General features: G+C 61.1%; 13 protein-coding genes. 8 read left to right on the forward strand and 5 right to left on the reverse strand.

All coding sequences use genetic code 11. The features are described 5' to 3' along the window. Window positions 1-154: 154 nt before the first annotated feature. Window positions 155-562 (reverse strand): SDR family NAD(P)-dependent oxidoreductase, encoded by a 408-nt coding sequence (locus CAF53_RS03300; RefSeq protein ID WP_100237323.1) that lies wholly within the window; start codon window positions 560-562, stop codon window positions 155-157. A 207-nt stretch (window positions 563-769) separates the two neighbouring features. On the opposite strand from CAF53_RS03300, the gene CAF53_RS03305 reads away from it, so the two are divergent. Next, window positions 770-1,087 (forward strand): 2Fe-2S iron-sulfur cluster-binding protein, encoded by a 318-nt coding sequence (locus CAF53_RS03305; protein ID WP_100237324.1) that lies wholly within the window; start codon window positions 770-772, stop codon window positions 1,085-1,087. Window positions 1,088-1,248: 161 nt separating this feature from the next. Here the strand turns inward: CAF53_RS03305 and CAF53_RS03310 are convergent, their stop codons facing one another. Beyond that, complete coding sequence (locus CAF53_RS03310) at window positions 1,249-2,181, reverse strand: NmrA family NAD(P)-binding protein (RefSeq protein ID WP_100237325.1); 933 nt, start codon at window positions 2,179-2,181, stop codon at window positions 1,249-1,251. Between the two features lie 106 nt (window positions 2,182-2,287). Continuing rightward, window positions 2,288-2,584: an antibiotic biosynthesis monooxygenase family protein gene (locus CAF53_RS03315; protein WP_100237326.1), complete on the reverse strand. Its 297-nt coding sequence runs from the start codon at window positions 2,582-2,584 to the stop codon at window positions 2,288-2,290. 403 nt (window positions 2,585-2,987) lie between these two features. Here CAF53_RS03315 and CAF53_RS03320 point away from each other — a divergent pair, with 403 nt between their 5' ends. Further along, window positions 2,988-3,629: a TetR/AcrR family transcriptional regulator C-terminal domain-containing protein gene (locus CAF53_RS03320; protein WP_157801208.1), complete on the forward strand. Its 642-nt coding sequence runs from the start codon at window positions 2,988-2,990 to the stop codon at window positions 3,627-3,629. Window positions 3,630-3,844: 215 nt separating this feature from the next. Here the strand turns inward: CAF53_RS03320 and CAF53_RS03325 are convergent, their stop codons facing one another. Next, window positions 3,845-4,735 carry an SMP-30/gluconolactonase/LRE family protein gene (locus CAF53_RS03325; protein ID WP_100237328.1) on the reverse strand — a complete coding sequence of 297 codons (891 nt, stop codon included), beginning with the start codon at window positions 4,733-4,735 and terminating at the stop codon, window positions 3,845-3,847. Window positions 4,736-4,994: 259 nt separating this feature from the next. Between CAF53_RS03325 and CAF53_RS03330 the strand changes: the two genes are divergently transcribed. The 6 genes from CAF53_RS03330 to CAF53_RS03355 all read left to right on the forward strand — a co-directional run bounded on the left by CAF53_RS03330 (window position 4,995) and on the right by CAF53_RS03355 (window position 12,895). After that, entirely contained in the window at window positions 4,995-6,248 is a 1,254-nt protein-coding gene (locus CAF53_RS03330; protein ID WP_100237329.1) for an LLM class flavin-dependent oxidoreductase, read from the forward strand. Between the two features lie 259 nt (window positions 6,249-6,507). Further along, the gene (locus tag CAF53_RS03335; protein ID WP_100236968.1) at window positions 6,508-7,587 is read left to right on the forward strand and encodes a transposase; all 1,080 of its coding nucleotides are present in this window, start codon (window positions 6,508-6,510) and stop codon (window positions 7,585-7,587) included. Between the two features lie 46 nt (window positions 7,588-7,633). After that, complete coding sequence (locus CAF53_RS03340; RefSeq protein WP_157801210.1) at window positions 7,634-8,425, forward strand: SDR family oxidoreductase; 792 nt, start codon at window positions 7,634-7,636, stop codon at window positions 8,423-8,425. 58 nt (window positions 8,426-8,483) lie between these two features. Then, window positions 8,484-9,410 (forward strand): 3-keto-5-aminohexanoate cleavage protein, encoded by a 927-nt coding sequence (locus tag CAF53_RS03345; protein WP_277949195.1) that lies wholly within the window; start codon window positions 8,484-8,486, stop codon window positions 9,408-9,410. 3 nt (window positions 9,411-9,413) lie between these two features. After that, window positions 9,414-10,460 (forward strand): SMP-30/gluconolactonase/LRE family protein, encoded by a 1,047-nt coding sequence (locus CAF53_RS03350; RefSeq protein ID WP_100237332.1) that lies wholly within the window; start codon window positions 9,414-9,416, stop codon window positions 10,458-10,460. 35 nt (window positions 10,461-10,495) lie between these two features. Next, window positions 10,496-12,895 (forward strand): TonB-dependent receptor, encoded by a 2,400-nt coding sequence (locus tag CAF53_RS03355; protein ID WP_100237333.1) that lies wholly within the window; start codon window positions 10,496-10,498, stop codon window positions 12,893-12,895. 104 nt (window positions 12,896-12,999) lie between these two features. On the opposite strand, the gene CAF53_RS03360 is transcribed toward CAF53_RS03355, so the two are convergent. Further along, a complete protein-coding gene (locus CAF53_RS03360; RefSeq protein WP_242443378.1) occupies window positions 13,000-13,815 on the reverse strand; it encodes a glucose 1-dehydrogenase in 816 nt (271 codons plus the stop codon). Window positions 13,816-13,837 lie beyond the last annotated feature (22 nt).

A 13,837-nucleotide genomic window follows, 5' to 3' on the forward strand; every position in this document is an offset into this window, starting at 1 on the left:
TTCCGATACCACCGCCCGCCACAGCCCCGATCTGCCCCCCGAAAGAAGGGGAAAAAGATCGCCACCGGTTGTCTGGTCCGCTCTCCGGTCGGGGCTGCGCCCCTCCCTACGATCAGACCAGACAACCGATCCTACCGGCCATCATAGTCGCCGCTCAACCGGCCATCGTAGTTGTCGCCGCGCACATCGCGACAGTTCCATCAAAATGTATCCGAAAAACCTGCTCCCACTCGCCGAGGTCGGCGTCCGCGAAGTGCGCGCTGCGGACGATCCCCGCATTATTGATGAGGATATCGAGTCGACCGAAGCTGTCGATCGCAGTCGCGACCACGGCCGCGGCATCTTCGGTAATGTCATGATGGTCAGCGACCGCAACCCCACCGCGTTCCCGGATTTCTCTGACGACGTCGGTGGCAGCATCTTCCAGGCCCGCATCAGGCGTCAGATCGTTGACAACGACGCGTGCGCCCCTCGCGGACAGCATCAGGGCATGGGAGCGCCCCAGGCCGCGCCCGGCGCCGGTCACAATCGCGACCCTGCCCGCAAAGTCCATGACCGCCATGCCTCTCTCCCATTTTCTCCATCCAGACCCAAGGAAAGACTTTGCGACTATGGCTGTCGCAAATCGGACCGTCGGGCTGGCATATGGGGCCGTTAACGCTCCATTCGCTGGCGGTCAACATGATTTAGTTGATTGACTAATTTCGAATCGTTAAGGTGCCTTCGAACTTTGCGGCCAATGCGTCGGCCGCCCTAAGCAGGAAAGATCATGCCAAAGTTTATCATTACGGGAAGAGACGGCGAAGTCTGCACGGTGGATGTGACATCGGACGGATCAGTGATGGAGATGATCCGCGACAGCGGAGGGGCAGACCTCGCCGCGATCTGCGGCGGTAACTGCGCCTGCGCGACGTGCCACGTCCACATCGATCCCGCATTCGCCCATCTGTTCGAGCCGATGGCTGATGACGAGAATGAATTACTGTCGACGTCGGCTCATCGGACGGAATATTCGCGGCTCTCATGCCAATTGCGGTTGAGCGGCGATGTCGAAGCGCTGGCATTGAGAATAGCCGAGGAGGACTAGCGCCCGACCGACGGTGGTCCACCGAAAGCTGCGCGAGCCCGCCATGGGGCGCTTTGGCTGCCGAAGCTCCGCTTTGATAGGGAAGCCGCGGCCCGACGTGCCGCGGCGGCGCTGCATGCTTCCCTCTCGACTCCCAGGGGCCTCGATGATCCCCTGGTTAGTTAATCCGGTGACCCGATCTCTATACCCTCCTTGTTCTGGCGTACCCAATCCAGCAGCGAGAGCGGCTGGACGCCGAACGGTTCCAACATCTCCGGGCGTGCGGGATAGCCGACCTCGGTAAGCCACATATGAGAATGGGCCACGCGCGGCAGCAGCCCAAGTTCCATAGCCTCGTCGAGGCTTACCGAAGTAACGCTGACAGCCTTGCCACTGGCCTCCGTCAAAGCAGCCGCGAGTTCTCCATAGGAGGAATAGCTGTCCGCCAATTCGATCTCCGCCCCGTCGAAGCGTTCAGGATCGGCAAGTGCCTCGGCGGCGACGCGGCCGATCGTGTCATAGGAGATGAACGAGACGGGCTGATCGGCCGGCATGGCGACGAGCAGGTCGCCATGTGTCGCGAGGCGCGGATACATGAAGGGGGCGCGCAAAACGAGATTGTCGATGATGAGCGCCGGGCGCAGGAAAGTGCGATAGCGGAAGGGCGCGTCTCGAACCATGCGCTCCTGAGCAATCTTTGTCGGCCAATAGTCACCCTTGGCCGCGTCGGCCGCATGTCCGGCGGAGGCTTCCTGCTGCCGCACGCCCGATACCGTGGTATGAACATAATGTTCGACCCCGGCCGACACCGCCGCGTCAATCAGCCGCGCAAGATCGTCGAGGGGGGCACCGTCCTGCTGCATCGAAAAGACGCTGCGGACGCCCTCCATCGCCGCCGTCAGTGCCGCCCCGTCCTCGAAGCTTCCCTTGACGAGTTCGGCACCTGCCGCCGCCAGCACCTGCGCTGCTCGGCTATTGGGGTCTCGGACGAGAGCGCGCACGCCCAAGCCTTTCTGCAGCGCATGGCGCGCCGCGCTGCCCCCCTGCCCGCCGGTTCCACCGGTCACGAGGATCGGCCGTGGATCGAGATGCGGCATATGCGAATAATCCTTCATCTAGGCGTCGGCCGGAAAAACCCAGCCTTCGGGCAGCGATCCGGGCATTCCGGACCGGTCTGCGATTAACGGATCGCGGCTGCTCAGAGCCGGGACCCAGCGATCCTCAAGACTCCAGACCCAGATCGATCAGTTCAAAATGCTGGCTCAGCACATGGACCGAGAGGTGGTCGATATGCGCGCGGACTTCCGGCGCATGTGCCGCTTCGAAGCGCCGGTGATGCTCAAGGCTATCCCACTCGATCAGCACATAATAGTTATTGGGAATCTCGATGGAACGCAGCAACTTGACATCGCGGCAACCTTCCCCAGCGCGCACCAAGGCAAAGGCTGGCTTTGAAGCTTCTTCAAACTCGGCGGCACGTCCATCGATCAACTCTAGTTGGGAAATTTGTCTCAGCATTCCTGACCTTTCGATCACGCTGGCGCGATTTGGTTGGAAAGGAGCCCCATCTAGCTCGCGGGAAGTATATCGTCAATGTGCATTGATTGATTAATTATTTTGTCATATGCTGCGCTTGTTGCATTTATGTCGGCAAAGTGCCGTAAGGGGAGCGCCGTGGGGAAAAGGATTTTATCTCCTCGTAACAATATGGGCAAGGATGCGCGCGACGTCCGGCGATGCAGCAAGCGATCTTGGAAAGGAGGCCTTCGCCACACGGAGCAGCTTCCCGATGCAGAGACCGCAGGGTTGCGCAGATATGATCCATTAGTTAATCGCCCGAACACTCTCTTGCCTTTGAGGGTTGCATAGCGAGGCCATACCGGGCAGGCAAATGTAGGAAACGTAAAGGAGTTGTCCGAAAGTGTTGGCAGATGCCGCGACATCGCAGAACGCGCGGGGCGATACGCGCCTGAAATTCATCGAAAGCACAAGCGCGTTGATGATGGAAATGAATTCCATCGACGTGACCCTGTTGCAGATCGCAGCGCGTTCAGGTTTGAACAGTGCGTTGATCAAATATCATTTCGGCAACAAGGACGGCCTGTTGACAGCTGTAGCGCTGCATGCCTCCGAAAGAAACATGGACGCACTGAACCAACTGGTAGAAGCGAAGATTTCGCCGCGGAAAAAGATGGAGATTCATCTGACGGGGCTGATGCAGCTATATTGGCACCACCCATATATAAATGTGCTTTGCCAATACATTCTGCGTCATAGCGAAGAAAAATATAAGGAAGCGATCGACAAGAAGATCATGCAGCCCTTCATTCAGTTGCAGAATACGATCATCCGTCAAGGGATCGAAGCCGGAGAGTTCCGCAATGTCGACCCCGAAATGACATTTTACATCATGCGCGGCGCATGCGACTCACTGATCGACGCCAGCCAGCAGATGAGCAACGCCAGTCGGATCAGGGGAATGTCCCAGGCGGCGCGGCTCGAATATACCCACGAAGTCGTGAATATGCTGCTGCACGGGATAAGCAGCCATCCGCTGGTTTGATACGCGCCCGGACGCGCGAAGGCGAAAAGAGCCGCAGACCGGGAATCACGGAAGATCAATGGTCTGGAGCCTCGATTGATGCACCGATGGAGTGAGTTCTAAGCCTGCCCGGGAGATTCCCCGAATCCCGCTGAGGACCAGATGGTTCCGCTGCACCCCGGACAACAGACTTGCAGGAAGCGGGGCGAAGAACCCCGCCCCCCTCCCTGGCTGCCTTAGTGGCTAAAATTAAGCTTCAGGCCGGGCTCCGGCCATCGGCAGTGGAGCAGCTTGCCGGTTCCCGAAAGGGTGATGTAGGCGTCGCGCATATCGCTTCCGCCGAACGCGATGTTGGTAACGACATCGTCCGGCAGGTCGATCAGCTCGACATCGCCGGCCTCAGTCACCACCGCCATACCGCCCGGGTGGATCGCCGCCACGCAGATCTTGCCCGATTCAAGCACCGCCATGCTGTCGATCGCCCCTCCGGTGGGGATTGTCGCGTGGAGATGGCCCGGATGGCCAGACGGGGCCGGCCTTGCCTTGCCAGGCGCCTCAATCTCAAGCCGCCACACCCGCGCACTGTAGGTATCGGTGACGTAAAGGATGTCTTCATCTGCGGTCAGGCCCACGCCGTTGAACGACAGTCCTCGGCCATAGACCTCATTGATCGCACTGCCGTCGATCGCCGCATAATAGAGGCCGCCATAAGTCCGGTCGTTCTGGAAGTCCTTGCCCAGGTCGGTGAACCACATATTGCCCTGTCGATCGAACACGATGTCGTCGGGGGCCTGCAGCAGCTTGTCACCATAGGCTTCATAGAGACGCTCGACCTTCCCGGTCGACAAGTCGACCCTCTCTATCCGCCCCTCGAAGCCGGCACCCTGGCCGAAGCACATCGTGGAGAGGTCGAATCCGCCGAGATTGCAGATATAGAGTGCTCCGTCCGGCCCCAGCGCGGCGCCTGCGGGACCGCCCTTGGTGTCCGCGACAAGTTCGCGTTTGCCCTCGCCCCAGATGCGGGTGACATGGCCGGACAGTATCTCGGTCACGATGACAGACCCGTCGGGCATCACCACGGGACCTTCAGGAAAAGCGAGGCCCGACGCCAGTTCTGTGAATTGCACGCACCATCTCCCAATGAGTCGCCGCCATCCGGCACCTTACTACTTAGTTGACCAATGACACCTCAAAAGCGCGCATGCAACACCCCCATTTGAACGTCGTCCATCCGCGCGGAACCACAACCATCCCGAACCCTGAAAATGCTAAACCGAGGACGGGCATAAATTTTCATCATGCTTGTGATTAAAACCCATTATTAGACATAATGGCCGTGGAGGAACAGGAAATGGATCAACCATGAACTGACAGCAGGTGATTACAATGGCCCGACCCAAAGTTATTCTCCAGGTTTATCCCGTGATGCCGACTGACGGCGAGGAGGGGCGGAAAGCCGCAAGGCCGATCGGCCGTGATGGTCCGCTATATAACAAGATCATCCACGAATGGACCGATGTCCTCAAGGCGGCCGAAGCACTCGGTGTCTGGGGTGCTGCGACGATCGAACATCATCTCCATTCCGAAGGCTACGAACTCGGCCCCAATCCCGGCGCACTGAATGCCTATTGGGCGGCGAAGCTGGACAAGATGCATGTTGGTGCAATGGGCTATGTGATGGCCACCCAGGACCCGATTCGCGTCGCGGAGGAAACCGCGATCATCGACCACCTCAGCAACGGCCGGTTCTTCGTCGGATTCGCCCGCGGCTATCAGTCCCGTTGGGCCAATATCCTCGGCCAGTTCACCGAAAGCGTCGCCACCGTCTCCGACGGCAGTTCTGCCGACCAGAAGAATCGGGAAATATTCGAAGAGCGCGTGCAGATGGTCATCGACTGCTGGACCAAGGATTCGCTTCAGCTTTCCGGCCAATATTATCAGGCGCCCTATCCGCTCGAAACCGGTGTGGAGGGCTATCCGGCTTGGAAGATCGCGCGCGACGCCGGCTGCGAGGGTGAGATTGACGGGAATGGCGCGGTGCAGGCGATCAGCGTCGTGCCGTCGCCCTATCAGCGCCCCTATCCACCGGTCTTCGTCGCGACCAGCAAGAGCGAGGAATCGATCCGTTACTGCGCGCGAATGGGCTTTTATCCGCTGCATTTCACCGCTTTCGACAAGGTCGTGCGCGGCAATGAGATCTACATCGAGGAAGCCAAGAAGGTCGGCAAGACCTATCGCACCGGCGAACGGCAGAACATCGTCCGCTGGGTCCACATCTGCGAATCGGAGCAGGAATATAATCGCAAGCTCCGCGACTATGACCTCGACATCTACAAGAATTTCTATGGCCCCTTCTTCCCGCAATTCCCGACCGGCGACGTCGATGACGATGAGATGATCGAGAACATCAAGAAGTCAGGCATCTATATCGGTGGCACTGTCGATCAGGTGCGGAACGAGTGGATCGACATCTACAACAAGGTGCCGTGCGAGTATATTACGCTCATCTTCCACTTCGCCCAGCAACCCAAGGAAGACTGCATCAACACGATCTCGCGCTTCATGACCGAAGTTTGGCCGCATCTGGAATATGACGACTCGCTGGTCGAGCCGCCTGTCCGGGATCTCGTGGACGCCTGATTAAGAGAAACAGGCGGTCAGCGTCCCGCATCCCACGGCATCGCCATGGGAAGGGCACGCTGACGCCCGCCGGAGAGAGTCTGAAAATGACCAACCGCCTCAGCGATCTGACCGGGCATAATATCCTTGTCACCGGCGCGGCCAGCGGGATCGGGCTTGCCGCCGCAAGGATATTCCATGAGCTGGAGACCCGCAAAAACCGGTAGCGTTTGGACGGCTATAATGATTCACTGAGGGCGCGCGATCACGGAGGCCAGCTATGGATCCCAAGTCCCTGTTCAGTTTGAGCGATCACCTTGAGGCATTGAGCAAGGAGGGCGATCCGCTTGAGGTTTTGCAGGAGACGGTGGATTTCGAGTATTTCCGGGCGTGGCTGGTCGAAGGACTTGGTTATGGCGATGGAGCCAAAGGCGGACGCCCACCCTTCGATCCGGTGATGATGTTCAAGGCCCTGATCCTGCAGGCGCAGCATAATCTATCAGACGCCCGGATGGAGTTCATGATCCGCGATCGGCTGAGTTGGCTACGGTTTCTGGGACTGTCGCTTGGGGATCGCACGCCGGATGAGAACACGATCCGGCATTTTCGCAATCGCCTGACCGAGACGGGAACGCTCAAGCGGGTGATGAAGGCCTTTGACTGGCAACTCCAGAAGAAGGGCTACATTCCAATGTCCGGGCAGATCGTGGACGCCTCGCTGGTGCCTGCACCAAGACAGCGGAACACCGAGGGCGAACGTGAAGCGATCAAGTCGGGCAAGAGCGCCAGAGATATCTGGCCGGACGAGCCGAACAAGGCAGCACAGAAAGATACCGACGCCCGCTGGACCCTCAAGGTCGGCGGGAAAGTTCGGTATCGGGCGGATGGGACGCCGCTCCCCATGATCGCCCTGCCGGTCTTCGGCTATAAATCTCACATCAGCATCGACCGACGCTTCGGCTTCATCCGAGGCATGGCGGTGACTTCGGCGTCAGCGGCGGACGGGCGTCTTCTCCGACAGGTCGTCAGCACGGACAATACCAGTTCCGAGGTATGGGCTGACAGTGCCTATCGATCCAGGCGCAACGAGAAGTGGTTGTCGGATCAGATGCTCACGTCCCGCATTCATCGCCGCAAACCCATGGGCAAGCCGATGTCGAAGGCAACCGCACGGGCCAATGCCGCCAAATCCTCGATCCGTGCACATGTCGAGCATGTCTTCGCGCATCAGAAGAACCGGTTCAACCTGTTCATCCGCACCATCGGCCTGGCCCGCGCTGAGGCAAAACTGACCCTTTGCAACCTGGCCTACAACTTCAACCGCCTGATCTTCCACGAACGCCGGGAATGCAGGGGCTGACTCTGTCTGCAAGCCAGCCAAACCGGCGAAAACAACGCCAGGCATCGTGGAAATCGCTCCGAACGATGCCGTTCTTGCGCCCCGAAGCCTCGACGTCATCAAACCAGCCCGCTTCGCCAGAAATTACCCGGTTTTTGCGGGTCTCCAGCTTGGCGCCAAGCTCTTCCTGGCCGATCTCAACCCACAGGCACTGGCTGCGGTCGCGGAGGAGTTTGGCGGTTGCGGTCATGGTGCCGTCGATGTCGCCGACGAGGCCGGCTGCGAGGATATCGTGGCGCAGGCGGCTACCCGCCTCGGTCGCCTCGACGGCGTTTTCCACTGTGCGGGGATCAGCGACCGCGTGGAGCGGGCGCTCGACATGGACATGGCGGCCTGGCAGCGCGGCATCGACGTCAATGTGCGCGGCACGATGATGATCTGCCGCGCCGCCGGGCGCATCATGGTTTCCGCCGGCCGTGGCTCGATCGTCAATGTCAGTTCGGTGAACGGGCTTAACGGCATTCCGCGCCGCCATTCCTATGCGCCTGCAAAAGCGGCCGTCGCTATGATCACCCGCACCCTCGCCTGCGAATGGGGCAGCGCAGGCGTGCGCGTGAACGCCGTCGCGCCCGGCTATATCGTGACCCCGATGAATGAAGTGCTCGCTGCCCAAGGCAAGTTGGACATCAAGCGACTTGAAGATCGGACGCCGCTGGCTCGGCTGGGACAGCCTTCCGAAGTCGGCCGGGTCGCCGCCTTTCTGTTATCGGACGCCGCCTCCTACGTCAGCGGCGCCATCGTTCCCGTCGACGGCGGCTGGGCCGCCTATGGCGGACCCGGCCCCGTACAGACCGCCTGACAGGCCTATCGGGCGGTGCGTCAAGGCACGCCCCATCGAAGAAAAAGGAATTAGGATCGTGGCAAAGAAGGTCATCATCACCTGCGCCATCACGGGGTCGATCCATACCCCGTCGATGTCGCCCCACCTGCCCAAGACGCCTGAGCAGATTGCCAATGCGGCCATGGAGGCAGCCGAAGCGGGCGCGTCCATCGTGCACCTTCATGCGCGCGATCCGGAGACCGGCCGTCCCACCCAGAATCCGGACATTTATGGCGAGTTCCTACCGGTGATCCACGAGCGGTCGGACGTTGTCATCAACCTGACGACCGGCGGCTCGCCGGTGCTGACGCTTGAGGAACGGCTCGCCCCCGCTGCCCGGTTCCAGCCCGAGATCGCCTCGCTCAACATGGGATCGATGAATTTCGGCCTCTATGAACTTACCGGCCGGTTCAAGGAGTTCCAATATGACTGGGAACGGCCCTATCTGGAAAACAGCGACGATTTCGTCTTCCGCAACACCTTCCGCGACATCGCTCATATCCTGAAATCCTGCGGCGATGCTGGCACGAAGTTCGAGATCGAATGCTACGACATCGGCCATCTCTACACGGCCGCGCATTTCCTGGATCGCGGCCTGATCAAGGCGCCGCTGTTCATCCAGTCGGTATTCGGCATCCGTGGCGGCATCGGCGTCCATTATGCGGACGTCGCCCATATGAAGGCCACCGCAGACCGGCTGTTCGGACAGGATTATATGTGGTCGGTGATCGGCACGGGCCGCTTCCAGATGGGCGTGGGCACGATGGCCGCGGCGATGGGCGGCAATGTCCGCGTCGGGCTGGAAGATTCGCTCTGGGATTCGCCAGGCAAGCTGGCGACCAGCAACGCCGCTCAGGTCGGGCGGATGCGCACCATCCTTGAAGCGTTGTCACTCGAAGTGGCGACCCCCGACGAGGCCCGCGAGTTGCTGCAACTCAAGGGCAAGGCGAACGTGCGGATCTGAGCCGTGACGCTGCTGAAATCCCATACCCCCAACCCTCTCAAGGGGTGGCAGGTCGATCCGGCTTCGATCCGCACGATCGGTACCGGGCTTGCCCGACCCGAATGCATCCTGGCCGAGCGGGACGGATCGCTTTGGGCGGCCGACGCGCGCGGCGGGGTGATGCATATCCGGCCCGACGGCAGCCAGCGTCTGGTGGTCCAGTCGGCCAGCGATCATTTCAATCTGGAAGCCGATGAAGCGGACAGCCTGCTGCGAGGCACGCTGCCGAACGGCCTTGCCTTTGCCCGCAATGGCGACGTGCTGATCGCCAATTTCGGGACGGACGCGCTGGAGGTGATGACCCGAGACGGCGCAAGCCGCACCCTGTATGACAGCATCGACGGCCAGCCGCTGGGCAAGGTCAACTTCGTGCTGAGGGATTCGCGCGACCGGATCTGGATCACCGTTTCCACCAAGGTCAATCCGTGGAGCGACGCGATCTGTAGCAGCCTTTCCGATGGCTATATCGCGTTGATCGATGAGCGCGGACCGCGCATCGTCGCCGATGGCTTCTCCTTCACCAACGAGATCCGGTTCGACGCGCGCGAGGAGTGGCTCTACGTCGCCGAGACATCGGCGCGCCGGGTCACGCGCCTGCGCGTGCAGCCGGACGGGTCGCTGACGGATCGCGAAGTGTTCGGCCCCTCCTCGCTCGGCCCTGGCGCGGTCGACGGCATCACCTTCGACACCTATGGCAATCTCTGGGCCACGATGATCTTCGCGGACCGGTTGATCGCCATCACCCCGGACGGCGAATTGCTGCTCCTGCTCGACGACGGAAATCCGGAAGCGACGGCCCGCTTCGACGCCGAACTCGACAGTGGCCAGCCCGTGGGATTTGAGACCATGGCCGCGACAGGCGGAACCATCGCGCCCTGGCTCGCGAGCGTGACGTTCGGGGGGCCCAATCTGAGTACTGCCTATCTGGGATCGCTGAAAGGCACGACCATTCCCTATTTCCACGTGCCCGTGACAGGGTTGCCCATGGCCCACTGGCACGATCGGTCATGAATTTCAGTTTATAAACAAATGCATAGGGAGAGGCCATGAAGAAAATAGCCATTGGGTCGACGCTGGCGATCGCTACGACGCTGATTTCAGCTACGGCCTGGGCCCAGATTCCCCCAGGTGCCGATTCCGCCTCCACGGAAAGCCCGCGTGGACAGCAGGACGATTCCCGCATCGGCGAAATCGTCGTGACCGCGCGGCGGCAGGCGGAGTCGCTCACGCGCGTCCCGATCGCGGTGGCCGTCATCGATTCCAGCACGCTGGAACGTTCGGCAGCGACAAGCTTGGCGACCATCGCCCGACTGACGTCGCAAGTACAGATTTTCGACAAGTCGACACCGAACGGCTCCTTCCTGGCCATTCGCGGCATCGGCGCCGCTTCGCAGGATCAGGGCGTAGAGCAGAGCGTACTCGTCGACATCGACGGGGTCCAGATCAGCCGCGGCCGCATCACCGGCTTGGCCATGTTCGATCTCCAGCAGGTCGAGATACTGAAAGGGCCGCAATCGCTCTTCTTCGGAAAGAACAGCCCGGCCGGCGTCATCTCGGTGAAATCAAAGGGCCCCGGTGACCGGCTGGAGGGCTATATTCGCGCGGGCTATGAATTTGCCGGTAACGAGCGGTCGTTGGAAGGCGCGCTGGGGGGCCCGCTGACGGAGACCTTCGGCGTCCGGCTTGCGGCCCGCTACAACCATGTCGACGGCTGGGTCAGGAATGTGGCGCCCAAAGGGCCGTTGGCGAACCCCTTCGATCCTGCCCGGCCGCTGCCCGGCCGCGGGTTCGACCGGTCGCCGGAATCCACCGAATATAACGCCCGCCTGACCGCGCATTGGAAGCCCACGGCGGATTTCGACGCCACACTGAAGATATTGGGTGGCGTCGTTCGCGGCAATGGTGACGGCAATAACGTCGAATCCTATTGCGAGCCCGGCAAGACGCGGCTGACCGAATATGGGGTTGCCGATCCCTACAGCGATTGCAAGATTGACGGCCGTATTTCGCAAGGCGCGATAAATCCGGCACTCGCGGCGACCATCCCCGGTTTCCGGAACGGCATTCCCTATTCACGGATGCGCACGCTGCTGCCGTCACTGACGATGAACTACAGCTTCGGCGGGATGACGCTGACCTCGACCACGGGCTATTATTATTACAATGTGAAGGCATTCGATAATTTCGGCGGCACCGTTTACGGGAATATCGCCTCCTACAATCCTCAGCGGAACAAGACGCTGACGCAGGAAGTGCGGCTGGCCAGCGCCTTCGACGGCCCGATCGACTTCATGGTCGGCGGCTTTTTCCAGAGGGACAGGCGGAGCAACGAGAATTTCATCCGCTTCGGCAATTTCGGGCCGGATACGGCGACTGGAAACGATTATTCCTATGTCACGGTAGAATCCGACCGGGCGACGGTATATTCCGGTTTCGCTCAGTTAAAATGGCAGTTGAACGAAGCCTTCGAACTGTCGGGCGGCGCGCGCTACACGCATGAAGCCAAGACCGCACGCCGGCTCGCCGCCTTTGCTCATGAGGCAATCGCCGCGGGCTTCCTACCCGGCGGGACCCTCCTCGGCGGCAAGTTCGTGGACGATAACATCGCCCCCGAAGTGACGCTCAGCTGGCATCCGGATCGCGATACCCTGCTCTATGCCAGCTACAAGACGGGTTATCATTCAGGCGGATTCGGTGATCCTTCCACCTTGTCGCCGTTCGCCAACCTGGGGCCCGTCGGCACCCCCGGCACGTTGCAATTCGGAAGCGAGAAGGCCAAGGGCGGGGAAATCGGCTACAAGGCCTCGCTCCTCGATCGGCGGCTGCATGTCGAGCTTGCTGTCTTCCACTACACGTTCGACGATCTTCAGGTCGTGTCGTTCGACGCACCGACGACGACCTATTCGATCAGCAACGCCGGCAAGGCCCGTACCCGGGGATTTGAGGGGTCGATCGACTGGCGGGCTATGCGCGACCTGCGGCTGAACGGGTCCTTCGGCTATGCGAAGGCCAATTACCTTCGCTACACGACCGCGCCATGCACCGCGGCGCAGGCGGCTGCGACGCCGGCCTGCACCCAGGATCTCAGCGGCCGCGCACTGCCGCGGGCGCCACGGTTCACGGCCAGCGCAGGATTCGATTATGGCATGGACCTCCCGGCCGGACTGCGGCTCGGAATCGACGGCGATGCGAAATATAGCGGCGCGTCGATCCAGCAGGAAAATCTGGACCCGAATACGAGGCAGGGCAGCTATTGGCTGCTGAACGCGGGCATCAGCCTTCACGACGCCAACGATGCGCGGACCATCCGCCTGTCCGGCCGAAACCTCACCAACGAGCGGCCCCTGCTCTATTCGTTCGACAAGCCCGGCGGAACCCCCGGCGAGTATTTCGGCTTCCCACTTCGCCCGCGTGAAATACGCGTCGAACTGAGCCACCGCTTCTAAGCAGCAGCCTTTCAGCCCATAGTGATGGAGCGAGGAACCAACGTTCCTCGCTCCGCAAAACGCCGGCTCGTCGCTGCGTCACAGCCAGAGCCACATCACCCAGATCAGGCGGCGGTATAGCCCCCGTCCACCGGCAAAGCGGCGCCGGTGACGAACGACGCGGCGTCCGACAGCAGCCAGGCCGCCGCCTCTGCCACTTCGATCGGCTCGCCATAGCGGCCAATCGGATGGCTGGCGGCCATCGCCGCGGCCAGATCCTCCCGCGCGCCGATATGCTTGCGCATCAGGGCGGTATCGATCGCGGCGGGCAGCACTGCGTTTATGCGGATACCTTTGCGGCTATAGTCCAATGCGCTGGTCCGCGTGAGCCCCAGGACGGCATGTTTGGTGGCGTCATAGTCGTAATTGCCGGGCAGGCCGATGACCGACGAGATCGAACCGGTGTTGACGATCGCGCCTCGCCCCGCCGCGAGCATCTGCCGCACCTCATGCTTGATGCACAGGAACATGCCGGTGATGTTGACCGACAGGGTGTTCTGCCAGTCCTCGAGCGCGTAGTCGGTAAGCGCGCCGCCTTTCGACCCGATGCCGGCATTGTTGAACGCGCCGTCGAGCTTTCCGAAGGTCGACACCGCATGGGCGACCATCGCCTCGACATCAGCCTCAACCGAAACGTCGGTCCGGATCGAAGTCGCCCGGCCGCCAGATGCGGTGATGGCATCGGCGATCTCGCGCGCCGCCGCGCCATTCCTGTCGGACACCACCACGGCCGCGCCGCGCTGTGCGAAGAGCTTCGCAGCGCTGCCACCGATCCCGCCGCCTCCGCCGGTCACGACGATGACGCGATCTTCCAGGCTCACCGATCGAAACGCCTCGCCAGCACCGAATTGCGCCGTTACGGCTCCGCTTTTCACAGACACAATTGCCTCCTCTCCAAAATCA

Origin of the sequence: Sphingobium sp. LB126, from assembly GCF_002795205.1 — a bacterium.
In the GTDB taxonomy this organism is placed as follows: Bacteria; Pseudomonadota; Alphaproteobacteria; order Sphingomonadales; family Sphingomonadaceae; genus Sphingobium; species Sphingobium chungbukense.